This is a genomic window from Xanthomonas sp. F4 (assembly GCF_011761895.1).
Genome location: NZ_JAASQX010000001.1, coordinates 1312081 through 1334587, shown reverse-complemented (window position 1 = coordinate 1334587; position 22507 = coordinate 1312081). Strand labels below are relative to the sequence as shown.

At 68.7% G+C, this 22507-nt stretch carries 15 protein-coding genes and 2 pseudogenes; 14 read left to right on the top strand and 3 right to left on the bottom strand.

Translation table 11 applies throughout. The features are described 5' to 3' along the window. Positions 1–31 precede the first annotated feature (31 nt). Positions 32–391, bottom strand: a complete 360-nt coding sequence (locus FHR66_RS05885) for a YgiW/YdeI family stress tolerance OB fold protein (protein WP_160970091.1) — start codon at positions 389–391, stop codon at positions 32–34. 194 nt (positions 392–585) lie between these two features. Between FHR66_RS05885 and FHR66_RS05880 the strand changes: the two genes are divergently transcribed. Then, positions 586–1443 carry a 23S rRNA (adenine(2030)-N(6))-methyltransferase RlmJ gene (locus FHR66_RS05880; RefSeq protein ID WP_160970093.1) on the top strand — a complete coding sequence of 286 codons (858 nt, stop codon included), beginning with the start codon at positions 586–588 and terminating at the stop codon, positions 1441–1443. 57 nt (positions 1444–1500) lie between these two features. Here the strand turns inward: FHR66_RS05880 and FHR66_RS05875 are convergent, their stop codons facing one another. Further along, positions 1501–2475: a YwqG family protein gene (locus FHR66_RS05875; RefSeq protein WP_160970095.1), complete on the bottom strand. Its 975-nt coding sequence runs from the start codon at positions 2473–2475 to the stop codon at positions 1501–1503. Positions 2476–2607: 132 nt separating this feature from the next. On the opposite strand from FHR66_RS05875, the gene FHR66_RS05870 reads away from it, so the two are divergent. From FHR66_RS05870 to FHR66_RS05820, 12 genes and pseudogenes are all read left to right on the top strand, one after another. Further along, positions 2608–3150 carry a GNAT family N-acetyltransferase gene (locus FHR66_RS05870; RefSeq protein ID WP_160970097.1) on the top strand — a complete coding sequence of 181 codons (543 nt, stop codon included), beginning with the start codon at positions 2608–2610 and terminating at the stop codon, positions 3148–3150. 119 nt (positions 3151–3269) lie between these two features. Then, positions 3270–6926, top strand: coding sequence for a transcription-repair coupling factor (gene mfd, locus FHR66_RS05865; protein WP_167087578.1), 3657 nt, complete (start codon positions 3270–3272; stop codon positions 6924–6926). Between the two features lie 448 nt (positions 6927–7374). Then, the gene (locus tag FHR66_RS05860) at positions 7375–7695 is read left to right on the top strand and encodes an STAS domain-containing protein (RefSeq protein ID WP_160970101.1); all 321 of its coding nucleotides are present in this window, start codon (positions 7375–7377) and stop codon (positions 7693–7695) included. A gap of 13 nt (positions 7696–7708) precedes the next feature. Beyond that, positions 7709–9805 (top strand): chemotaxis protein CheA, encoded by a 2097-nt coding sequence (locus FHR66_RS05855; protein ID WP_160970103.1) that lies wholly within the window; start codon positions 7709–7711, stop codon positions 9803–9805. 57 nt (positions 9806–9862) lie between these two features. After that, positions 9863–12001: a methyl-accepting chemotaxis protein gene (locus tag FHR66_RS05850; RefSeq protein ID WP_160970105.1), complete on the top strand. Its 2139-nt coding sequence runs from the start codon at positions 9863–9865 to the stop codon at positions 11999–12001. Between the two features lie 58 nt (positions 12002–12059). Continuing rightward, on the top strand, positions 12060–14051 hold the full coding sequence (locus FHR66_RS05845; RefSeq protein ID WP_160970107.1) for a methyl-accepting chemotaxis protein: 1992 nt from the start codon (positions 12060–12062) through the stop codon (positions 14049–14051). A 37-nt stretch (positions 14052–14088) separates the two neighbouring features. Next, positions 14089–14628 (top strand): annotated as a pseudogene (locus tag FHR66_RS21010) (MCP four helix bundle domain-containing protein); the annotation flags it as partial. 270 nt (positions 14629–14898) lie between these two features. Then, a pseudogene (locus tag FHR66_RS21005) lies at positions 14899–16017 on the top strand (methyl-accepting chemotaxis protein); the annotation flags it as partial. 9 nt (positions 16018–16026) lie between these two features. Next, a complete protein-coding gene (locus tag FHR66_RS05835; RefSeq protein ID WP_202394951.1) occupies positions 16027–16560 on the top strand; it encodes a chemotaxis protein CheW in 534 nt (177 codons plus the stop codon). A gap of 49 nt (positions 16561–16609) precedes the next feature. After that, complete coding sequence (locus tag FHR66_RS05830) at positions 16610–17884, top strand: EAL domain-containing response regulator (protein WP_167087576.1); 1275 nt, start codon at positions 16610–16612, stop codon at positions 17882–17884. A gap of 11 nt (positions 17885–17895) precedes the next feature. Next, positions 17896–18702: a CheR family methyltransferase gene (locus FHR66_RS05825; protein WP_160970115.1), complete on the top strand. Its 807-nt coding sequence runs from the start codon at positions 17896–17898 to the stop codon at positions 18700–18702. 28 nt (positions 18703–18730) lie between these two features. Next, positions 18731–19810 carry a protein-glutamate methylesterase/protein-glutamine glutaminase gene (locus FHR66_RS05820; RefSeq protein ID WP_160970117.1) on the top strand — a complete coding sequence of 360 codons (1080 nt, stop codon included), beginning with the start codon at positions 18731–18733 and terminating at the stop codon, positions 19808–19810. A gap of 268 nt (positions 19811–20078) precedes the next feature. On the opposite strand, the gene FHR66_RS05815 is transcribed toward FHR66_RS05820, so the two are convergent. Further along, positions 20079–20897 (bottom strand): helix-turn-helix transcriptional regulator, encoded by an 819-nt coding sequence (locus FHR66_RS05815; protein ID WP_160970119.1) that lies wholly within the window; start codon positions 20895–20897, stop codon positions 20079–20081. Between the two features lie 188 nt (positions 20898–21085). Here FHR66_RS05815 and FHR66_RS05810 point away from each other — a divergent pair, with 188 nt between their 5' ends. Next, positions 21086–22489, top strand: coding sequence for an MFS transporter (locus FHR66_RS05810; protein WP_160970121.1), 1404 nt, complete (start codon positions 21086–21088; stop codon positions 22487–22489). Positions 22490–22507 lie beyond the last annotated feature (18 nt).

The following is a 22507-nucleotide window of genomic DNA, read 5'->3' as shown; positions in this document are numbered from 1 at the left end:
GCAGCGGGCACGGCACGCCGGCCGCGCCGGATCAGCGCAGGAAGCGCACTTCGTCGACGTCGACCTCGATGGAACGCAGGTCCTTGTCGACCTCGCCCAGCAGTTCGACCTCGGCCTTGTCGTCGAACGGGCGCCCGGCCGGCAGCCGATGCGCGTCGATCTCCACCTTCATGCTGCCGCTGGCGTCGCGGAAGGTGTAGCGGTCGCCGCCGTCATGGGAAACGATGCGCCCGCGCAGCACCACATGCTGGTCGTCCTTGCCGTGGTCGAGCAGTTGCTTCACCGTGGTCGCCTGCACGCTGCTGGGACCGGTGTACTGGGCCGCGGCCTGGCCACTGGCCAGCGTTGCGAGGGCGAGGACGGCGAGCGTGGGAAGAAGGGGCTTGCGCATGGGGGATGCTCCGTGTGATGCGCGATACGCAGTGGGACCGTCGCCACGCCTTGCACTGGCAATGCTCGTCCAACGCCCCCGGCTGGCCCGCCCCGCGCGCACCGCCGATCGCCCTGCCTCGGTCCCAGCGGGTCGCGCCGCCGCGGCAATGGCAGGACGTGGCCGGCTGGCGTGGCGCCCCGTACACTGCGCGGATGAATTACCGCCACGCCTTCCATGCCGGCAACCATGCCGATGTCCTCAAGCACGTCGTGCTGCTGGCGCTGCTCGATGCGTTCAAGCGCAAGGACAGCCCGTTCTTCGTGCTCGATACCCACGCCGGGCGCGGCCGCTATCTGTTCGCCGCCAACGAGGCGCGCAAGACCGGCGAGGCGGTGGCCGGCGTGCTGCGGCTGATGGGCCAGCCGACCCTGCCCGAGGTGGTGGAGCGCTATCTGCGCGCGGTGCAGGCCGACAATCCGGTCGGCGCCCTGGTCGCCTACCCCGGCTCGCCGCTGCTGGTGGCGCAGGCGCTGCGTGCGCAGGACCGCTTGGCCGCCTGCGAACTGCAGCCCGAGGAAGCCGCCGAACTCAAGGCGCTGTTCGCCCACGACCGCCGCGTGCAGGTGCATGCCGGCGACGGCTATGCGGCGATCAAGGCGTTCCTGCCGCCGAAGTCCGGGGCCGCCAGGATTGGCCGCGGACTGGTGCTGATCGACCCGCCCTACGAGGCGCAGGACGCCGAGTACCCGCTGATCGTGGCCGCGCTGCGCGAGACCCTGAGCCGCTGGCCGCAGGCGGTGTGCGCGGTGTGGTACCCGATCAAGCAGCGCCGCAGCCTGCAGCCGTTCTTCCGCAAGGCCGCGGCCTTGCCGGTGGCGTCGGCACTGGTCGCCGAACTGCAGGTGAGGCCGGACGATTCGCCGCTGCGGCTCAACGGCAGCGGCATGTTGCTGCTCAATCCGCCCTGGCAGTTCGAGCAGGCGCTGGCGCAGGCGCTGCCGCCGCTGAAGGCGCATCTGGGCGAAGCCGGCGCCAGCACGCGCCTGGAGTGGCTCAAGCGCGAGACGTGAAGTGCCGGGACACGGCGACGGCGCGCAGTACCTCGCGCGCATGGCGCACGTGCGCGCTCAAAAGCAATCCCAGTGATAAGCCACACGGCTGAAATCGCCGCGCCGCAGGTCGTCCGGATCGATGAAGAAATTGGCGACGCCGGTGTCGCCCCACATCATCTCCTCGTCGCTGTCCAACTGCAGCAGCAGGACCTGCCGGTCCTGCGGCGTGCGCGGGTCTTCCTGGGTGAACTCCGGGTAGCCACCGAGCTTGTGTCCGCCCCGGCTCAGCGCATCGAACAGCGCATCGTCCACCGCATCCTGCGCCACCGCGTGGCGGCTGGCGTACGCAGCGGCAATCTCCTCCAGCGGCGTTCCCAGCACCTGCTCGAACCGCACATCGCTGCTGCCGATGGTGTCCTCACCCGCGTCGAACTGCATCGCCCGCGGCCGCGCCGGATCGAACGGCAGCGTGTCGGCGGCCGGCAACGGCACCTGCACCTGCCGCGCCGAGGCTTGCAACCGCGGCCAGTACACCACGCGGAAATTGCGTTGCACGCTCAGCGCGTCCAGGTCGCTGCGCGCGTCGCCGAAGTTGGCGCCATAGAAATCGTCGCCGCCGATGAAGAACTGCAGCATGCCCTGGCGTGGGTAGCCGGGCAGCGGCGGCACGCGCGCCAGATCGATCTGCGCCAGCAGCGCCAGCGGCTGGCCATCGGCCGCGTGCGGATAGGGCTTGTCGCCGGTCCAGTAGGGGCGCCCGCCGACCTTGCTGGCCAGGCGATCGTCCTGCGCCATCGGCTGCAATTGCAGTTGCAGCATCGGCCGACGCGTGGCCTGCAGGCGCGCCCGGTACGGGGCCAACGCCTGTGCCGCCAGCTGCTCCGCATCGGCGGGGGCGGCAGAGGCAGAGGCGGCGGTGGCGGTCGTCGGCGTGTGGCTGCGCTGCGCGCGCAGCGCCCACCAGCCGCCACCCAGCAGCAGCAACACCAGCAGCACAGCCAGTCCCAGCCCGATCGCCGCCGACACGGCGACGGCATGCGAAGTCTTCATCGTCGTGCATTCCCTTGGACGAAGCGCCACTGTAGCAAGGCCACCGCAACCGCACACGCGCAGGACGCTGCGTTCACGGGCGCGGGTGTCGGCTAATGCGAGAATCCAGGCTTCGTCGAGGATCATACGGCCATGGCTACCCGCAACCGCATGCCTCCGTGGCATGAAACCTTCACCCTGCCCAGTGGGCGCGAATTGTTGATCCGGCCGATCCGGCCGGAAGACAGCGCGCCGCTGCAGGGCGCCTTCGGCCTGCTCGGGCCAACCGAGATCCGCGAACGCTTCCTGCATTCGATGCAGGAGTTGACCGAGGAAATGGCGCAACGGCTCACCCACCCCAATCCGAAATCGGAACTGATCCTGGTCGCGGCCGAGCCGTTGCCGCCGGGCGAGGCCGTGGTCGGCGCGGTGGCGCGCGCGGCGATCAACCCCGGCACCCGCGAAGCGCAGTACGCCATCCTGGTCAGCAGCTTCGTCTCCGGCCAGGGCCTGGGCCGGCAGTTGATGCGCAAGCTGGTCAAGTGGGCGCGCCGCAAGTACCTGGACCGGCTCTACGGCGACGTGCTCGAACGCAACGTGCCGATGCTGCAACTGGCCGAGTCACTGGGCTTCCAGCGCATGCCGCATCCGGACAATCCGGATCTGGTGCGGGTGGTGCTGGAACTGGGCAACTGAGCCCGACGCGCACCGATCTTCCCCGCTCCCTTCCTTCCCGCGCGGCCAGCCGGCGCGCGGCGTTTGCCGGGTCGCACCGCGCCGGTTGCGGCACCCGGCTTTGCTAAACTCCACGGTCCATGCCGCCCCTTCCCTTCCCCGTTCCGCCGCTGCCCAGATCCGGCCAGCTCCGCGCGCACTGGCGCGCTCCCGCGTCCTCCACCGCATTGGCTTGGCACATCGCCTGCGCCGCGGCCGCGCATCGCGGTCCGTTGCTGGTGGTCGCCCGCGACAACCAGAGCGCGCATCAGCTCGAAGCCGACCTGCACAGCCTGATCGGCGACGATCACGGCCTGCCGGTGGTGCCGTTCCCGGATTGGGAAACCCTGCCCTACGACCAGTTCAGTCCGCACCCGGACATCGTCAGCCAGCGCCTGGCGGCGCTGCACCGGCTGCCGACATTGACCCAGGGCATCGTGGTGGTGCCGGTGCAGACGCTGATGCAGCGAGTGGCGCCACTGCGCTACATCGTCGGCGGCAGTTTCGACCTGCGCGTGGGCCAGCGCCTGGACCTGGATGCGGAGAAGCGCCGGCTGGAAAGTGCCGGCTACCGCAACGTGCCGCAGGTGATGGACCCGGGCGATTTCGCCGTGCGCGGCGGCCTGCTCGACGTGTACCCGATGGGCACCGAGGCGCCGCTGCGCATCGAACTGCTGGACGAGGACATCGACTCGATCCGCGCCTTCGATCCGGAATCGCAGCGCTCGCTGGACCATGTGCAGGCGGTGCACATGCTGCCCGGACGCGAGGTGCCGATGGACGACGTCAGCGTGGAGCGGGTGCTGACCGCACTGCGCGAGCGCTTCGACGTCGACACCCGGCGCAGTGCGCTGTACCAGGATCTGAAGGCCGGCCTGGCGCCGTCGGGCATCGAGTACTACCTGCCGCTGTTCTTCCAGGACAGCCGCGGCAGCAGCGCGCGCGAGACCACCGCTACCCTGTTCGATTATCTGGGCGAGCACGTGCTGCCGCTGATCGCGCCGGGCGTGGGTGCCGCCGCCGATGCGTTCTGGGCGCAGACCCAGGCCCGCTACGAGCAACGCCGCCACGACGTGGAGCGCCCGCTGCTGGCGCCGGAAGAGCTGTACCAGGCACCCGACGTGTTGCGCGAACGCCTCAACGGGTTGCCGCGCATCGACGTGTGGGCCGCCGACCATCCGCGCATCGACGAGGCGCAGGCGCTGGGCGACCAGCCGCTGCCGCCGCTGCCGGTGGCGGCCAAGGACGCTGCGCCGGGTGCGGCGCTGAAGAGTTTCCTCGACCACTACCCGGGCCGGGTGCTGATCGCCGCCGATTCGCCCGGCCGCCGCGAGGCGCTGCTGGAAGTGTTGGCCGCCGCGGAGTTGAAGCCCGAGGTGCTGCCGAACTTCTCGGCATTCCTCCCTTCTCCCACTGGGAGAAGGGGGCGCGAAGCGCCGGATGAGGGTACGGCGCGCGCGCGGTCGGGAACGAAGAAGGCGGGTTCTTCGGCAACGTTCACGGCTGCGCAGACGAACTCCACTAGCGGTCGTACCCTCACCCCAACCCCTCTCCCGGAGGGAGAGGGGCTTGATGCTGCACGTTTCGCCATTGCGGTGGCGCCGCTGGACGACGGCTTCGCGCTGGAGGCGCCGCGCATCGCGGTGCTGACCGAGCGCCAGTTGTTTCCCGAACGCGCCAGCCAGCCGCGGCGCAGCCGGCGCGTGGGGCGCGAGCCGGAAGCGATCATCCGTGACCTGGGCGAGCTGTCCGAGGGCGCGCCGATCGTGCACGAGGATCATGGCGTCGGCCGCTACCGCGGGCTGATCGTGCTCGATGCCGGCGGCATGCCCGGCGAGTTCCTGGAAATCGAATACGCCAAGGGCGACCGCCTGTACGTGCCGGTCACGCAGTTGCACCTGATCAGCCGCTACTCCGGCGCCTCGGCCGAGACTGCGCCGCTGCACTCGCTGGGCGGCGAGCAGTGGACCAAGGCCAAGCGCAAGGCCGCCGAGAAGGTGCGCGACGTCGCAGCCGAACTTCTGGAGATCCAGGCGCGCCGCCAGGCCCGTGCCGGGCTGGCGCTGCAGGTGGACCGCGCGATGTACGAGCCGTTCGCCGCCGGCTTCCCGTTCGAGGAAACCCCCGACCAGTTGGCCGCGATCGACGCCACCCTGCGCGACCTGGCCAGCAGCCAGCCGATGGACCGTGTGGTCTGCGGCGACGTCGGCTTCGGCAAGACCGAGGTCGCGGTGCGCGCGGCCTTCGCTGCGGCCAGCGCCGGCAAGCAGGTGGCGGTGCTGGTGCCGACGACGCTGCTGGCCGAACAGCACTACCGCAACTTCCGCGACCGCTTCGCCGATTACCCGCTCAGGGTCGAGGTGCTGTCGCGCTTCAAGAGCAGCAAGGAGATCAAGGCCGAACTGGAGAAGGTCGCCGCCGGCAGTATCGACGTGATCGTCGGCACCCATCGTCTGCTGCAGCCGGACGTGAAGTTCAAGGACCTGGGTCTGGTCATCGTCGACGAGGAGCAGCGCTTCGGCGTGCGTCAGAAGGAAGCGCTGAAGGCGCTGCGCGCCAATGTGCACCTGCTGACCCTGACCGCCACGCCGATCCCGCGCACCTTGAACATGGCCATGGCCGGCCTGCGCGACCTGTCGATCATCGCCACCCCGCCGCCGAACCGGCTGGCGGTGCAGACCTTCGTCACCCAGTGGGACAACGCGCTGCTGCGCGAAGCCTTCCAGCGCGAACTGGCGCGCGGCGGCCAGCTGTACTTCCTGCACAACGACGTGGAGAGCATCGGCCGCATGCAGCGCGAACTGAGCGAGCTGGTGCCGGAGGCGCGCATCGGCATCGCCCACGGGCAGATGCCCGAGCGCGAGCTGGAAAAGGTGATGCTGGATTTCCAGAAGCAGCGCTTCAACGTGCTGCTGTCGACCACGATCATCGAATCGGGCATCGACATCCCCAACGCCAACACCATCGTCATCAACCGCGCCGACCGCTTCGGGCTGGCGCAGTTGCACCAGTTACGCGGCCGCGTCGGCCGTTCGCATCACCGCGCCTATGCCTATCTGCTGGTGCCGGACCGGCGCAGCATCACTCCCGATGCGCAGAAGCGCCTGGACGCCATCGCCTCGATGGACGAACTGGGTGCCGGCTTCACCCTGGCCACGCACGACCTGGAGATCCGCGGTGCCGGCGAACTGCTCGGCGAGGACCAGAGTGGGCAGATGGCCGAGGTCGGCTTCAGCCTGTACACCGAACTGCTGGAACGCGCGGTGCGCAGCATCCGCCAGGGCAAGCTGCCGGACCTGGACGCCGGCGAGGAAGCGCGCGGTGCCGAGGTGGAACTGCATGTGCCTGCGCTGATCCCCGACGACTACCTGCCCGACGTACACACCCGCCTCACCTTGTACAAGCGCATTTCCAGCGCCCGCGACAGCGACGGCCTGCGCGAACTGCAGGTGGAGATGATCGACCGCTTCGGCCTGCTGCCGGATCCGGTGAAGCACCTGTTCGCGATCGCCGAGCTGAAGCTGCAGGCCAACGCGCTGGGCATCCGCAAGCTGGAACTGGGCGAACACGGCGGGCGCCTGGTGTTCGAGGCCAAGCCCAACGTGGATCCGATGACCATCATCCAGATGATCCAGAAGCAGCCCAAGCTGTACGCGATGGATGGCCCGGACAAGCTGAAGCTCAAGCTGCCGCTGCCGGAAGCGGTCGATCGCTTCAACGCCGCGCGCGGCCTGCTGACCGCGCTGTCGCCACGCTGAGCGACGCGGGCGATCCTGCCCGCGTCTGCGCGCACGCGACCGTGGGCTCAGCCACACGGTCGCCCACTCATCCCGTCCTGACAAGCCGCCGCCACACACGTTGGCGTAAGGCGCGCGCCTACCCTCGCTGACCACCCCACGCAACCGGTCTTCATGTGAAGACGGCCGTTGCGCCTGCGTGTCGCGCAGCTTTTTGACGCCTTCACACGCTGCCGCGATTGGCACGGCACGTGCAACGACTTGGGAACCTGCCCCAATCGGCACGGTTATGGGATGCGCGTCCTGGCACGGATCTGAACCACTCAGGCCCGTGTCCGGCATGCGAGACAAATGCGTCACTCAACCTAAATATTTCCTGACCGCGCCGATATCGCTGGTACCGAAGCCTACACATGCCCTTCACGGCGTGCCGCCGGCTTTCCATTCGCCCTACTGCCGGAGACCCGCCATGCGTTCGACGCCCCCCGATGAACAGGATTCGCCGCTGCAGTTGAGCGTGGACGGCGACATGACCATCCGCCGCGCGGCCGAACTGAAGCCGCTGCTGCTGCCCGCGCTGGAGCATCCCGGCGGCCTGCGCCTGCAGTTGCAGGCGGTGGCCGACATCGACGCTACCGGCGTGCAGTTGCTGCTGGCCACCCAGGCCGCGCTGCGCGCCCTGGGGCGACCCTTGCAGCTGGAGGGCTGCAGCAAGGCGGTCAGCGACGCGCTGGACCTGCTCGGCCTGGGCGACGCGTTCGAGCGCGTCGGCGACGACACTCTTCACTAATCGGCAGCACGACATGAACATGGATCAATTGCTGCAGACCTTCATCGCCGAGAGCCGCGACCTGCTCGAGGACATGGAACGCAATCTGCTGGAAGCCGAGCGCGGCGAAGCCGGTCCCGACGCGGTCAACGCGATCTTCCGGGGCGCCCACACCATCAAGGGCTCCGGCGGCCTGTTCGACCTGGCGCAGCTGGTCGGCTTCACCCATGTGGTGGAGAGCGTGCTGGACCTGGTGCGCGAGCACGCCGTCGCGCTGGATTCGGACTTGATCCAATTGATGCTGGCCTGCTGCGACCACATCCGCGCGCTGGTGGAAGCCGCCGCCGGCGCCGAGGCCGACGAAGCCACGCTGGCCGCCGAGGGCGCGCCGCTGCTGGAACGGCTGCAGACCTACCTGCAACCTGCCGCTGCGCCGGCCGCCACGACCGGCGCTGCCACGGCAACGCCGGCAGTGCCGGCCGCGCCCGCGCATACCGGCTACTGGCGGATCTCGCTGCAGCTGTTCGCCGATGCGCTGCGCTTCGGCAATTCGCCGCTGCACCTGATCCGCTGCCTGCGCAGCCTGGGCACGCTGGAAGCGGTGCGCACCCACCACGAGCGCGTGCCGGCGCTGCCGGAGCTGGATCCGGAGGCCTGCTACCTGGGCTTCGACATCCTGTTGCGCAGCGACGCGCAGCAGGCCGCGATCGAGGACATCTTCGAATTCGTGCGCGACGACTGCGACCTGCAGGTGCTGGCGGTGGAGCCGAACGGCGATGCCGCCAACCTGGATCTGCCGCTGCTGGTGGCCGAAGCCGGCAGCCAGGCCAGCGCCGACGATTTCGCCGGATTCGAGAGCGCCAGCGCCCTGGTGGAGGCGCCAGTTGCGGCCGCAGCGGCCATGGCCGGCGCGCCGGCCGCGGCAGCGCCCACCGCTGCCAGCGCCGGCACGGCCAAGGCCGCGGGCGCACGCGGCGAAGGCGGCTCGATCCGCGTCGACGCCGACAAGCTCGACCGCATGATCGACCTGGTCGGCGAATTGATCATCGCCGTCGCCAGCACCGGCGCCAACGCGCAGCGCACCGGCGATGCGCAGTTGCTGGAATCCACCTCGATCCTCGCCGGGCTGGTCGAGGAAGTGCGCGAAAGCGCGCTGCAACTGCGCATGGTCAAGATCGGCGGCACCTTCAGCCGCTTCCACCGCGTGGTCCACGACGTCGCCCGCGAACTGGGCAAGGACATCGTGCTGGTGGTCAACGGCGAGGACACCGAGCTGGACAAGTCGGTGGTGGAGAAGATCGCCGATCCGCTGACCCACCTGGTGCGCAACGCCATGGACCACGGCATCGAACCGGCCGAGGTGCGCCAGGCGCGCGGCAAGCCGGTGCGCGGCACGGTGCGGCTCAACGCCTTCCACGATTCCGGCAGCATCGTCATCCAGATCAGCGACGACGGCGGCGGCCTCAACCGCGACCGGATCCTGGCCAAGGCGCTGGAACGCGGCCTGATCGAACCCGGCCGCCTGCTCTCCGACCGCGAAGTGTTCGCACTGATCTTCGAACCGGGCTTCTCCACCGCCGAAAAGGTCACCAACCTGTCCGGCCGCGGCGTCGGCATGGACGTGGTCAAGCGCAATATCGCCGCGCTGCGCGGCAGCGTGGACATCAGCAGCCAGCAGGACGTCGGCACCACCATCTCGGTGCGGCTGCCGCTGACCCTGGCAATCATCAACGGCTTCCAGGTCGGGGTCGGCAAGTCGGTGTTCGTGGTGCCGCTGGACGTGGTCGAGGAATGCGTGGAGTTCGCGCCGAACTACCAGAGCGAGTACATCGACCTGCGCGGCAACGTACTGCCCTACGTGCGCCTGCGTTCGCTGTTCGCCATCGCCGGCGCGCCCCCGGCGCGCGAGAGCATCGTGGTGATCCGCCAGGGCGCGCAGCGTTTCGGCCTGGTGGTCGACACCCTGCTCGGCGAGTGGCAGACCGTGATCAAGCCGCTCTCCAAGGTCTTCGCCCAGGTCAAGGGCATCAGCGGCTCCAGCATCCTCGGCAGCGGCGGGGTCGCGCTGATCCTGGACGTGCCGTCGCTGCTCGGTCAGTTGCAACCCGGCGCCGAATCGCTGGCGGCCTGAGCCGCCGCCATGCCCGCCATCATCCCTCTGCCGTACCCTCTTTCAGGAATCGCAGTCATGTCCCAGAACCGGACGCGCCTTATCACACTACCGACGGCCGCCGTTGCCGCCGTCGTCCTGCCCGCCGCCGCGGCCGTCGCAGCGGTGGCACTGCCGCTGAGCGGCGCCCTTGCATGGACCCTGATCGCCGTGGCCACGCTGGTCGCCGCCGCGGTGCTGGGCCGCAGCGTACGCGCGGCACAGCACGCAGCCGCCGCCGCGCAGCGCGAACTGGAGCTGGCCCGCACCGGCCTGCAGGCGCTGGCGCAGGGCGAACTGGACCGCGTTGACGCAACGGCTGGCGGCAGCGAGATCGGCCAGGCGCTGCTCGCCGCGCAGCGGCCGCTGCGGCAGCTGCAGGCCGACGTCGCGCACATGACCAGTGCGCATGCCGCCGGCGATTGCGACGTGATGCTGGATGCGGTGCAGGCCAGCGGCGCCTACCGAGCCCTGGCCGGCGACATCAACCAACTGGTCGGTGCCCACATCGGTGTGTGCAAGCAGGCGATCGACTGCGTGGGCGAGTTCGGCCGCGGCAACTTCGCCGCCCCGCTGGCCGCGTTCCCGGGCAAGAAGGCCTACATCAACGACACCATCGAGCAGGTGCGGCGCAACATGCTCGGCCTGATCGCCGAGATGCGCCGCGTCTCCGAGCAGCACGAAGCCGGCGAGATCGACGCCAGCATCAACAGCGCGCACTTCCAGGGCGACTTCCGCAGCATGGCCGACGGCATCAACGGCATGGTCGGCAGCCACATCGCGGTGAAGAAACAGGCGTTGAGCGTGGTCGCCGAGTTCGGCCGCGGCAATTTCGACGCCGGCATGCCGCAGCTGCCCGGCAAGAAGGCCTTCATCAACGAGACCCTCGAGCAGGTGCGCGGCAACTTCAAGCGCCTGATCGGCGAGATCGCGCGCATGTCCGAGGAGCACGACCGGGGCGAGATCGACGTGCAGATCGACTGCGCGCACCTGGACGGACAGTTCTGCGCCATCGGCAAGGCCATCAACCGCATGGTCGCCGCGCACATCGCGGTCAAGAAGCAGGCGCTGGGCGTGGTCGCCGAGTTCGGCCGCGGCAACTTCGACGCGCCGATGCCGCAACTGCCCGGCAAGAAGGCGTTCATCAACGAGATCATCGAGCAGACCCGCGGCAATCTGCGCAGCGTCGGCGACGTGATCAAGGTGATGGGCGCGATGGCCGAGGGCGATCTCAGCCGCCAGGTGCAGGGCCACTACGAGGGCGCCTTCGCCGACATGCAGCGCTATGTCAACGCCACCATCGACAAGCTCACCGGCATCGTCAACGAGGTCAACGGCAACGCCGTCACCCTGGCCAGCGCCGCCGAGGAACTGTCGGCGACCGCGCAGTCGCTGAGTCAGGCGGCCAGCGAACAGGCCGCCGGCGTGGAGGAGACCAGCGCCTCGCTGGAGCAGATGACCGGTTCGATCGCGCAGAACGCGGAAAACGCCAAGATCACCGACGGCATGGCCAGCAAGGCTTCGCGCGAGGCCGCCGAGAGCGGCGAGGCGGTGCGTGCCACCGTCTCCGCGATGAAGGAGATCGCACGCAAGATCAGCATCATCGACGACATCGCCTACCAGACCAACCTGCTGGCGCTGAACGCGGCGATCGAAGCGGCGCGTGCCGGCGAACACGGCAAGGGCTTCGCCGTGGTCGCCGCGGAAGTGCGCAAGCTGGCCGAACGCAGCCAAGTGGCGGCGCAAGAGATCGGCCAGGTCGCCGGCACCAGCGTGAACCTGGCCGAGACCACCGGGCGCCTGCTCGGCGAGATGGAGCCGTCGATCCGTCGCACCTCCGACCTGGTGCAGGAAATCACCGCCGCCTCCGAGGAACAGAGCACCGGCGTGGGCCAGATCAACGCCGCGGTGGTTCAGCTCAGCCAGACAACACAGCAATCTGCTGCCAACGCTGAAGAATTGGCCGCCACGGCCGAAGAAATGAGTAGCCAGGCCGAACAGTTGCAAACGCTCATGAGTTTCTTCACCACCGGCGCCACCACCACTGCGGCGCAGGCCTCGCAACCGCGACGTCTGCCGACGCCGATGCAGCGCGCGCCCCGCTCGCGCAGCTTCGGCGGCCCCGCTGCCACGGCCCAGGCCGCACGTTTGGAAGAAGCCGCGTTCGTCTCGTTCTGACCCTCTCCGCACCGGCCGGCAGGCCGATGCATCTTCACTCCGCACAAGGTACTTCGGCATGTCCAACTCCCTTTCGCTGTCCTCCAAGCTATGGACCGGTTCGGCCATCGCCGTCGCGCTGCCCTTGGCCGCCGCCGCGTGCGGGTTCGCCCTCGGCCTGCCCGCCGGCCAGACCCTGGCGCTGAGCATCGGCGCCACGGTGCTCGCCGCTGCGGTGCTGGCCTATATCGTCCATGCCATTACCCGCTCGCTGCGCATCGCCACCACTACCCTGGCGCGTTTTGCCAACGGCAATTTCGAGGTGGTGATGCCGACCTTACGCAACGATCAGGCCTGCGAGATCTTGCTGGCGCTGCGCCAGGTGCAGACCGGCGTGCGCCAGATCAACGACGAGATCGTGCGCATGTCGCGCGAGCACGACGCCGGCGACATCGACGTGGTGATCGAGAGCCACCGCTTCGACGGCGAGTTCAGGATCATCGCCGAGGGCATCAACCGCATGGTCGGCGACCACATCGCTACCAAGAAGAAGGCGCTGGGCTGCGTGGCCGAGTTCGGCCGCGGCAACTTCGATGCGCCGCTGGAGACGTTCCCGGGCAAGAAGATCTTCATCAACGAGATCGTCGAGCAGGTGCGTCGCAACATGCAGGGGCTGATCGCGCAGATGAAGCACATGTCCGCGCAGCACGATGCCGGCGACATCGACGTGGTGATCGAGAGCCACCGCTTCGAAGGCGACTTCCGCAGCATGGCCGATGGCATCAACCGCATGGTCGGCGACCACATCGCCACCAAGAAGAAGGCGATGACCTGCATCGCCGAATTCGGTCGCGGCAATTTCGACGCGCCGCTGGAAACCTTCCCGGGCAAGAAGGTGTTCATCAGCGACACCGTCGAACAGGTGCGTGCCAACCTGCGCGCGCTGATCCGCGACACCAGCCTGCTCGTCGACGCGGCCGCGGCCGGACGCCTGGACGTGCGTGCCGATGGCAGCCTGCACCAAGGCGACTTCCGTCGCATCGTCGACGGCGTCAACCTGACCCTGGACACGGTGATCGGTCCGCTGAACGAGGCCGGCGCCGTGCTCAAGGCGATCGAAGCCGGCGACCTGACCCGCGTGGCGGACGTGCAGGGCCAGGGCCAGTTGAAGGAACTGTGCGACAGCGTCAATGCCACCGTCGCGCGCCTGGCGCAGGTGGTCAGCGAGGTCAACATCAACGCCGACGCCCTGGCCAGTGCCTCCGAGCAGGTGAGCGCCACCGCGCAGTCGCTGAGCCAGGCGGCCAGCGAGCAGGCCGCCGGCGTGGAAGAGACCAGCGCCTCGCTGGAGCAGATGACCGCCTCCATCGCGCAGAACACCGAGAACGCCAAGGTCACCGACAGCATGGCCGCCAAGGCCGCCCGCGAAGCCAACGAAGGCGGCGACGCGGTGCGCTCGACGGTGACCGCGATGAAGCAGATCGCGCAGAAGATCGGCATCATCGACGACATCGCCTACCAGACCAACCTGCTGGCGCTGAACGCGGCGATCGAGGCCGCGCGTGCCGGCGAGCACGGCAAGGGTTTCGCCGTGGTCGCCGCGGAAGTGCGCAAGCTGGCCGAACGCAGCCAGGTGGCGGCGCAGGAGATCGGCCAGGTCGCCGAGTCCAGCGTGGAGCTGGCCGAGAATGCCGGCAAGCTGCTGGACCAGATGGTGCCCTCGATCCGCCGCACCTCCGACCTGGTGCAGGAGATCACCGCCGCCTCCGAGGAACAGACCTCCGGCGTCGGCCAGATCAACGCCGCGGTCGGCCAGCTCAACCAGACCACCCAGCAGGCCGCGGCCAACTCCGAGGAACTGGCCGCCACCGCCGAGGAAATGAGCGGCCAGGCCGAGCAGTTGCAGCAGTTGATGAGTTTCTTCCGCACCAAGGAAGTCGTGGCGCCACGGCGCCCGGCCGCTGTTTCCGGCAATCCGTCGCGCCGGGCGCCGGCGCGCAAGCGTGGGTTCGGTGACGTCGGCCTGGCGCTGGTGCCGGCGCCGGACGAAGCCCACTTCGACACGTTCTGATCTCCAACTTCCACAACATCACATCCAGGGGAATACGATGTTCACGCACATGAAAATCGGCACGCGCATCGGCATCGGCTTCGGCCTGGTGTTGCTGCTGTTGCTGGGGACCGGCATTTTCGCCACGCTGCAGATGGCCCGGATCAATAGCTCTTCCACCGAGCTGGCCACCAACTGGATGCCCAGCGTGCGCAACGTCGAGGAAATGAGCGCGAACTTCAACAAGCTGCGCCTGCTCGAGCTGCAGCGGGTCGTCGCCACCAGCCCGGCCGAGATGCAGGACTACGACACGCGCATGATCAAGACCCTCGAGGCGTTCGAGAACAACAGGAAGACCTACATCCCGCTGATCTCCTCGCCCGAAGAGCAGGCGCTGTACACGGATTTCGCCAAGAACTTCGACCGCTACAGCGAACTGCACAAGCAGGTGCTGGCGCTCACCGCGCAGGGCAAGTCCCAGGAGGCGATGACGGTGCTGAACGGTGAGCAGCGGCAGATCTTCCGCAGCACCGCCGAGGCGATCGACAAGCTGGTGGACCTGAACGTCAAGGGCGGCCAGGATGCCAGCGACCGCGGCGACGAACTGTACGCGTCGGCCCGCTCGCTGATCATCGCCACCATCGTGGTGGCGTTGCTGCTGGGCGCGGTGGTCGCGGTGGTCATCGTGCGCCTCCTCACCCGCCTGCTGGGCGGCGAGCCGGCCTACGTGGCCGAGATCGCCAACAAGGTGGCGCAGGGCGACCTCAACCTGGAGGTGGCAGTGCGCGCCAACGACACCGGCAGCGCGCTGTATGCGATGCGCACCATGGTCGACCGCCTGAAGCTGGTGATCGACGGCCAGCGCCGCGTGGTCGCGGCGGCCAACCGCGGCGACTTCTCCGAGCGCATCGCGCTGGACGGCCTAGCCGGGTTCCAGCGTGAGATGGGCCAGGGCCTGAACGAGCTGGCGGCCACCACCGGCGGCAGCATCCAGGACGTGGTGCGGGTGATGGGCGGCCTGGCCGACGGCGACCTGACCCAGAGCATCGACAAGCACTACGACGGTGCCTACGCCGAAATGAAGAACTACATCAACGACACCATCGCGCGCCTGTCGCAGGTGGTCAGCGAGGTCAACGGCAATGCCGAATCGCTGGCCAGCGCGTCGGAAGAGGTCAGCGCCACCGCGCAGTCGCTGAGCCAGGCGGCCAGCGAACAGGCCGCCGGCGTGGAAGAGACCAGCGCCTCGCTGGAGCAGATGACCGCGTCGATCTCGCAGAACACCGAAAACGCCAAGATCACCGACGGCATGGCCAGCAAGGCCTCCAGCCAGGCGCTGGACGGCGGTGAATCGGTGCGCGCGACCGTGCAGGCGATGAAGCAGATCGCACAGAAGATCGGCATCATCGACGACATCGCCTACCAGACCAACCTGCTGGCGCTGAACGCGGCGATCGAAGCCGCCCGCGCCGGCGAGCACGGCAAGGGCTTCGCCGTGGTGGCCGCGGAAGTGCGCAAGTTGGCCGAACGCAGCCAGATCGCGGCGCAGGAGATCGGCGACGTCGCCAGCTCCAGCGTGGAACTGGCCGAGAACGCCGGCAAGCTGCTGGACGAGATGGTGCCGTCGATCAAGCGTACCTCCGACCTGGTGCAGGAGATCACCGCCGCCTCCGAGGAACAGACCTCCGGCGTCGGCCAGATCAATGCCGCGGTCGGCCAGCTCAACCAGACCACGCAGCAGGCCGCGTCCAACTCCGAGGAATTGGCCGCCACGGCCGAGGAGATGAGCGCGCAGGCCGAGCAACTGCAGCAGCTGATGAGCTTCTTCAAGGTGCACGGCACTCCGCCGGTCAGGACCGCGGCGCGCCGTCCTGGCGCCGGCCGCGGCCGCAGCGCGCACGCCGGTGCCAAGCCGATCGCCCGCGTCGCCAACGGCCAACTTGTCCTGGCCGACTCGCTCGACGAAGCCCACTTCGAAACCTTCTGAGACATGGCCATGAACGCTCCCGCTTCGCTCTCCTCCTCCGACGCCAGCGACCTGGCGACGGACCAATTCCTGACCTTCCTGCTCGGCAAGGAAATGTTCGGCGTCGGCATCCTCGGCATCAAGGAGATCATCGAGTACCGCACGCCGACCGACGTGCCGATGATGCCGCCCGCACTGCGCGGGGTGATCAACCTGCGCGGCGCGGTGGTGCCGGTGGTGGACCTGCAGCAACGCTTCGGCCGCGCGCCCAGCGAGATCAGCAAGCGCACCTGCATCGTCATCATCGAGGTGGCCGCCGGCGAAGAGCGCCAGGTGCTCGGCCTGCTGGTGGACGCGGTCAGCGAGGTGCTGGAGATCGCCACCGCCGACATCGCGCCGCCGCCGGCGTTCGGCACCGGCATCCGCCGCGATTTCATCCACGGCATGGGCAAGGTCGGCGAGCGCTTCGTGATCCTGCTCGCCGCCGACGCAGTGCTGGCGCCCCAGGAGTTCGCCAGCATGGCCACCCTCGACGCCCATCTGGAAGAAGGCATCGCCGCCTGATCGGCCTTCGCCGTACAGCGCCCTGCCCTTCCCCCTCCCCGGACTCCGCATGCCTACGGCCGCCGACATCGCCGCCCTGCACCACTTCGGCACGGTCCTGGTGGTCGACGACAGCCAGGTCCAGCGCGAACACGCGCTGGCGCTGTGCATGCGGATGGGGGCGGCCACGGTGGAAGGCGCGGCAGACGGCCATGCCGCGCTGGCGCGGATCACCCAGGGAACGCCGCTGGGCCTGTTGATCGTGGACCTGGAAATGCCCGGCATGGACGGCGTGCAATTGCTCGAGGCGCTGTCCCGCTGCGGCATGCGCGTGCCGATCGTGGTCGCCTCGCAGCGCGGCGCGGCGTTGATCGATTCGGTGCTGCAGGTCGGCCGCAGCAACGGGCTGCAGGTGCTGGCGGGGCTGGAAAAGCCATTGCGCGCCGAGCAGTTGGCCGCGGCGGTGCGCGCGCACGCGCCACTGGCACCGGCAGCACCGCGGCACGAGGCCGAGGCGCCCGGCGAGGCGACCATGGCGGAGATGCTGCGCGAGGCGCTGCAGCGCGGCGAGATCGAGGTGGCCTACCAGCCAAAAGTGGACATGCGCAGCGGCCGCGTCGGCGGAGTGGAAGCGCTGGCGCGCTGGCGCCATCCCAGTATCGGGCCGATCCCGCCGGACCGCTTCATCGCCGTGGCCGAACGCGAGGGCCTGATCCATGACCTCACCGCCTGCGTCGCCGATCAGGCGATGGCGCGGCTGGCCGCCTGGAAACAGGACGGCTTTCAACTGACCCTGGCGCTGAACCTGTCGCCGAGCATGCTGCAGGACCCGAACCTGCTCGACGAACTGCTCGGGCTGTTGCGCAAGCACAGCCTGGCCCCCTCCGACCTTGTGCTGGAAATCACCGAAAGCTCGCTGGTCTGCGGCAGCGCGCTGGGCATGCTGGCGCGGCTGCGGCTGCAAGGCTTCGGCCTGTCGCTGGACGACTACGGCACCGGCTTCTCCTCGCTGCAGCAACTCACCCGCATTCCCTTCACCGAATTGAAGATCGACCGCATCTTCGTCCACGACGCGCACCGCAGCCGCAACCTGCGCACGGTCCTCGAATCGGCGCTGGGCATGGCCCAACGGCTGGGGCTGCATACCGTCGCCGAGGGCATCGAAACGGTGGAGGACTGGAACCTGCTGCAGGAGCTGGGCTGCGACTTCGGCCAGGGCTATCTGCTGGCGCGCCCGCTGGGGGGCGGCGCGCTGCATGCCTGGCTGCTGGAGCACCAGCGCCTGCTGCAGGAGCCCGGCCCCATCGGCAACACCAACGCCCCCGCTTCCGCCTCCACCCACTGACCGGCAAGACCATGACCAGCCACGACACCATCACCGAGCAGGAATTCGGCCGGTTCCAGCGTTTCATCTTCGACGCCGCCGGCATCACCATCTCGCCGGCCAAGAAGGCCATGCTGTGCGGACGCCTGGGCAAGCGCCTGAAGGCGCATTCGCTGCAGACCTACACCCAGTACCTCAAGCTGCTGGAAAGCCGCGAGGGCAGCGGCGAGGTGCAGACCGCGATCGACCTGCTGACCACCAACGAAACCTATTTCTTCCGCGAGCCCAAGCACTTCGATCTGCTGCGCAGCGTCGCCGCCGCGCACACCGGCAGCATGCCGTTCCGTTGCTGGAGCGCGGCCAGCTCCACCGGCGAGGAGGCCTACAGCATGGCCATGGTGCTGGACGACACCCTGCAGGGCCGCCCCTACGAGGTGGTCGGCACCGACATCAGCACCCGCGTGCTGGACAAGGCGCGCACCGGCCACTACCCGCTGCTGCGCATCGAGCACATGCCGCCGGCCATGCTCAAGCGCTACTGCCTGAAGGGCCGCGGCGAATACGAAGGCAGCCTGCTGATCGACCGCAAGATCCGCGACCGCGTGCGCTTCCTGCACGCCAACCTCAATGCCTCACTCCCCAACCTGGGCCAGTTCGACGTGGTATTCCTGCGCAACGTGATGATCTACTTCAACGGCCAGACCAAGCGCGAGGTGGTGACGCGGGTGCTCGGTGCGCTCAAGCGCGGCGGCATCTTCTGCATCGGCCACTCCGAGAGCCTCAACGACGTCAACAGCGACGTGGTGCAGATCGCGCCGTCGGTGTACCGCAAACCATGAACCACGACGTCCCAGGAGGGAACCGCGCATGACCACCACGATCAAGGCCATGGTGATCGACGATTCGGCGGTGGTCCGCCAGGTGCTGGTCGCCGTGCTCAACGACGCGCCCGGCATCGAGGTCATCGCCTCCGCGGCCGACCCGCTGCTGGCGATGGACAAGATGCGCCATCAGTGGCCGGACGTGATCGTGCTGGACGTGGAGATGCCGAAGATGGACGGCATCACCTTCCTGCGCAAGATCATGAGCGAGCGGCCCACCCCGGTGGTGATCTGCTCCACGCTCACCGAGAAGGGCGCGCGGGTGACCATGGACGCGCTGGGGGCCGGTGCGGTGGCGGTGGTGACCAAGCCCAAGCTCGGCCTCAAGCAGTTCCTCACCGACTCGGCCGAGGAGATGATCGCCACGGTGAAGAGCGCCGCGCGCGCCAACGTCAAGCGCCTTGCGGTGCGTCAGGCACAGCCGCCGGCGGAGCCGGAGATCAAGCACACCGCCGATGTCATCCTGCCGGCGCAGGGCGGCCGCGCGCTGTCGCAGACCACCGAACGGGTGGTGGCGATCGGCACCTCCACCGGTGGCACCCAGGCGCTGGAGGAAGTGCTGACCGCGCTGCCGCGGGTCAGCCCCGGCATCGTCATCGTCCAGCACATGCCGGAGAAGTTCACCGCCGCCTTCGCCGCGCGCCTGGACACGCTGTGCCAGATCTCGGTGAAGGAAGCGGCCAACAACGACCGCGTGGTGCCGGGACGCGCGCTGATCGCGCCAGGCGGCAAGCACATGCTGCTGCGTCGCAGCGGCGCGCAGTACTTCGTCGAAGTGCTGGACGGGCCGCCGGTGAACCGGCACCGGCCGTCGGTGGACGTGCTGTTCCGCTCCGCCGCGCGCGCCGCCGGCGGCAACGCACTGGGCATCATCATGACCGGCATGGGCGACGACGGCGCGGTCGGCCTGCTGGAGATGCGCCAGGCCGGCGCACGCACCGTGGCCCAGGACGAACAGAGCAGCGTGGTGTTCGGCATGCCCAAGGAAGCGATCAAACGCGGCGGCGCGGAGAAGATCCTGCCGCTGAACGCGATGGCGCGCGAGATCGGCCAGCAACTGAGCTAGCGCGGCCAGCCGCCGCACCGCCCTACCGTAGGAGCGGCTTCAGCCGCGACGGCGCGTTCCCATGAGAGCCCTGAGCTAGCAACCAAAAGCCTCGTTTACTGTAGGAGCGGCTTCAGCCGCGACGGAGCCTTCCCATGGAAAGCCCGTCGCGGCTGAAGCCGCTCCTACGACGCAGGCAGGCTGCGCATCGCCACGGCAGCCAACCGACGCGCGCGCACCTGCAAAGCGGTGCGCGACATGCGGCACGCACACCGCACCCGCAAGAACCTCAGCCCGAATTGATGTGCTCCTTGCAATACAGCCGCCGATACGCACTGGGCGTCATGCCCAGGCGCTGGCGGAACACGCGGCGGAAGTAACCGCTGTCGCTGAAGCCGGCGCGCTGCGCCACGTCGTCCACCGCGCAGGTGTTGACCAGCAGCAGCTTCTCGGCGAAGGCGATGCGTTGGCGGTGGATCGCCTCGGTCAACGTGGTGCCGAAGCTGCGCCGGTAGATGCGGCCCAGGTAATCCGGATTGCAGTGCAGTTGCGCCGCCAGCGACGAGGCGGTGAGCGCGGTGTGGAACTGCGTGCCGATCAGCTGCCTGGCGCGGTACGCCAGCGCCACCCCGGCGCGCTCGGACGCGTGCGGATCCGGCCAGGCGCCGGCCACGCATTGCAGCATCGACAGTACGATCGGCTCCAGCATCGGCAGCGTGCGCCGCTCCTCCTGCTCGGCCAGGAACCAGCGAAACAGCCCGACGAAGCGCTCCGGATCGCGGATCGCGGTGCGCTGCGGCATCGACAGCGCCACCGCGTTGTCCGCCTGCGGCAGGCTCGGCTCCAGTTCGAAATGCACCCAGTAAAAGCGCAGGTCGTCCGGGAACTGGCCCAGGCCGGTATGCGCGCGGCCCGGCCACAGCAGCAGCGTCTCGCCGGGGCCGACATGGAAGTCGTTGTCCTGTTCGCGCAGGGAAAGGATGCCGCGCTCGACGAAGATCAACTCATAGGACTGGATCACCCGCGCCGGATGCGCGCCCACGCCACGAGAAATGAACAGGCCTCCGTTCTGGACCCGGATCGGATAGGCGACGGCGAACTCGAGCATGTCGGAAACGTCTCCCCTCGCCTGCGCGACGCTGCACTGCAGCAATTAAATGGCTGGCACCGCTCATTGGCGGCCCGGCGGCCATGGTCGGAATCGTGCCGATTTTATACCGCATAGACTCTTGTCGCGTTTGCGCCGCCATGCCACTTTGCGCTGGCGCCGGACCGGGCGCGCCAGGAGCCGCCCCGTTGACCGCGACCGCAATCGGCCCCAATGCCGCAGACGCCGCACCGGCCACGACTGCACCGCGCCTGTCGCGCCTGGAGAAGTTCGGCTACGGCCTCGGCGATGCCGGCGGCACCGTCGTCACCTGCCTGATCGCCAACTTCCTCACCTTCTTCTACACCGACGTGTTCGGCCTGACCCCGGCGCTGGTCGGCACCCTGTTCACCGTGCTGCGCGTGGCCGATGCCGTGTCCGATCCGGTGATGGGCCTGATCGCCGACCGCACCCGCAGCCGCTGGGGCCGCTTCCGCGCCTGGCAACTGTGGATCGCGGTACCGATCGGCGTCGCCTGCGTGCTGACCTTCAGCGCGCCGCAACTGAGCGCCGGCGCCAAGATCGCCTACGCCTTCGCCAGCTACTTCCTGCTGTCGCTGTGCTACACCGCGATTAACGTGCCCTACTGCGCGCTCATCAACAGCATGACCGGCGACCACCGCGACGTGGTCTCGGCGCAATCCTGGCGCTTCGTGCTGTGCGGCATCGCCGGCTTCCTGGTGTCGGTGGGATTGCCGTGGCTGGTGCGGGAGCTGGGCAACGGCGACGCCGCGCGCGGCTACCAGCTCGGCGTCGGCCTGTTGGCGGCGCTGGCGGTGGCGATGTTCCTGGGCTGCTTCTTCGCCGTGCGCGAGCGCGTGCCGGTCAGCCTGCTCGGCGGTGCCGGCATCGGCGCGCACCTGCGCGGCCTGCTGCGCAACGACCAGCTGCGGCTGGTGCTGCTGATGTCGTTCCTGCTGATCAACGTGTACAACATCCGCGGCGGCGCCTATCTGTACTTCATCACCTACGTGCTCGGCGGCAGCAGCGGCTATGCCTCGCTGTTCTTCGCGATGGTGGCGCTGGCCACGGTGCTCGGCGCGATCGTGGTCAACGCGCTGTGCCGCCGCTTCGACCCGCTGGCGCTGTACCTGCACACCAACCTGGCGCTGGCCGCGTTCGGCGTGGCGCAATGGTGGCTGCCCACCGGGCCGGCGCAGCAGACGCTGTGGCTGGGAGTGATCTTCGTGCACTGCCTGGTGCTGGGCTTCGCGCTGCCGCTGCATTTCTCGCTGATGGCCTTCGCCGACGACTACGGCGCCTGGAAGAACCGGGTGCGCTCGTCCGGCATCAACTTCGCCTTCAACCTGTTCTGCATCAAGCTGGCCTGGGCCTCGAGCGCGGTGGTGATCAGCGCGCTGTTCGTCTACGCCGGCTACCGCGCCGGCGCCGCGCAGCAGAGCCCGGCCTCGCTGCAGGCCATCACCCTCTTGGAAACCCTGATCCCCGCCGGCCTGCACCTGTTGCTGGCCGCGGTGATCCTGCGCTGCCGGCTGCGCCGGCCGCTGCTGGCAAACATCGCCGCCGATCTGGCCGCGCGCCCGGTGCACTGACCTTCCCCCACCCTTCAG

Bases quoted from the DNA above. Each gene is read 5' to 3' on its own strand.
- FHR66_RS05885 (WP_160970091.1), bottom strand. From the start codon at position 391: ATGCGCAAGCCCCTTCTTCCCACGCTCGCCGTCCTCGCCCTCGCAACG.
- FHR66_RS05880 (WP_160970093.1), top strand. From the start codon at position 586: ATGAATTACCGCCACGCCTTCCATGCCGGCAACCATGCCGATGTCCTC.
- FHR66_RS05875 (WP_160970095.1), bottom strand. From the start codon at position 2,475: ATGAAGACTTCGCATGCCGTCGCCGTGTCGGCGGCGATCGGGCTGGGA.
- FHR66_RS05870 (WP_160970097.1), top strand. From the start codon at position 2,608: ATGGCTACCCGCAACCGCATGCCTCCGTGGCATGAAACCTTCACCCTG.
- mfd (WP_167087578.1), top strand. From the start codon at position 3,270: ATGCCGCCCCTTCCCTTCCCCGTTCCGCCGCTGCCCAGATCCGGCCAG.
- FHR66_RS05860 (WP_160970101.1), top strand. From the start codon at position 7,375: ATGCGTTCGACGCCCCCCGATGAACAGGATTCGCCGCTGCAGTTGAGC.
- FHR66_RS05855 (WP_160970103.1), top strand. From the start codon at position 7,709: ATGAACATGGATCAATTGCTGCAGACCTTCATCGCCGAGAGCCGCGAC.
- FHR66_RS05850 (WP_160970105.1), top strand. From the start codon at position 9,863: ATGTCCCAGAACCGGACGCGCCTTATCACACTACCGACGGCCGCCGTT.
- FHR66_RS05845 (WP_160970107.1), top strand. From the start codon at position 12,060: ATGTCCAACTCCCTTTCGCTGTCCTCCAAGCTATGGACCGGTTCGGCC.
- FHR66_RS05835 (WP_202394951.1), top strand. From the start codon at position 16,027: ATGAACGCTCCCGCTTCGCTCTCCTCCTCCGACGCCAGCGACCTGGCG.
- FHR66_RS05830 (WP_167087576.1), top strand. From the start codon at position 16,610: ATGCCTACGGCCGCCGACATCGCCGCCCTGCACCACTTCGGCACGGTC.
- FHR66_RS05825 (WP_160970115.1), top strand. From the start codon at position 17,896: ATGACCAGCCACGACACCATCACCGAGCAGGAATTCGGCCGGTTCCAG.
- FHR66_RS05820 (WP_160970117.1), top strand. From the start codon at position 18,731: ATGACCACCACGATCAAGGCCATGGTGATCGACGATTCGGCGGTGGTC.
- FHR66_RS05815 (WP_160970119.1), bottom strand. From the start codon at position 20,897: ATGCTCGAGTTCGCCGTCGCCTATCCGATCCGGGTCCAGAACGGAGGC.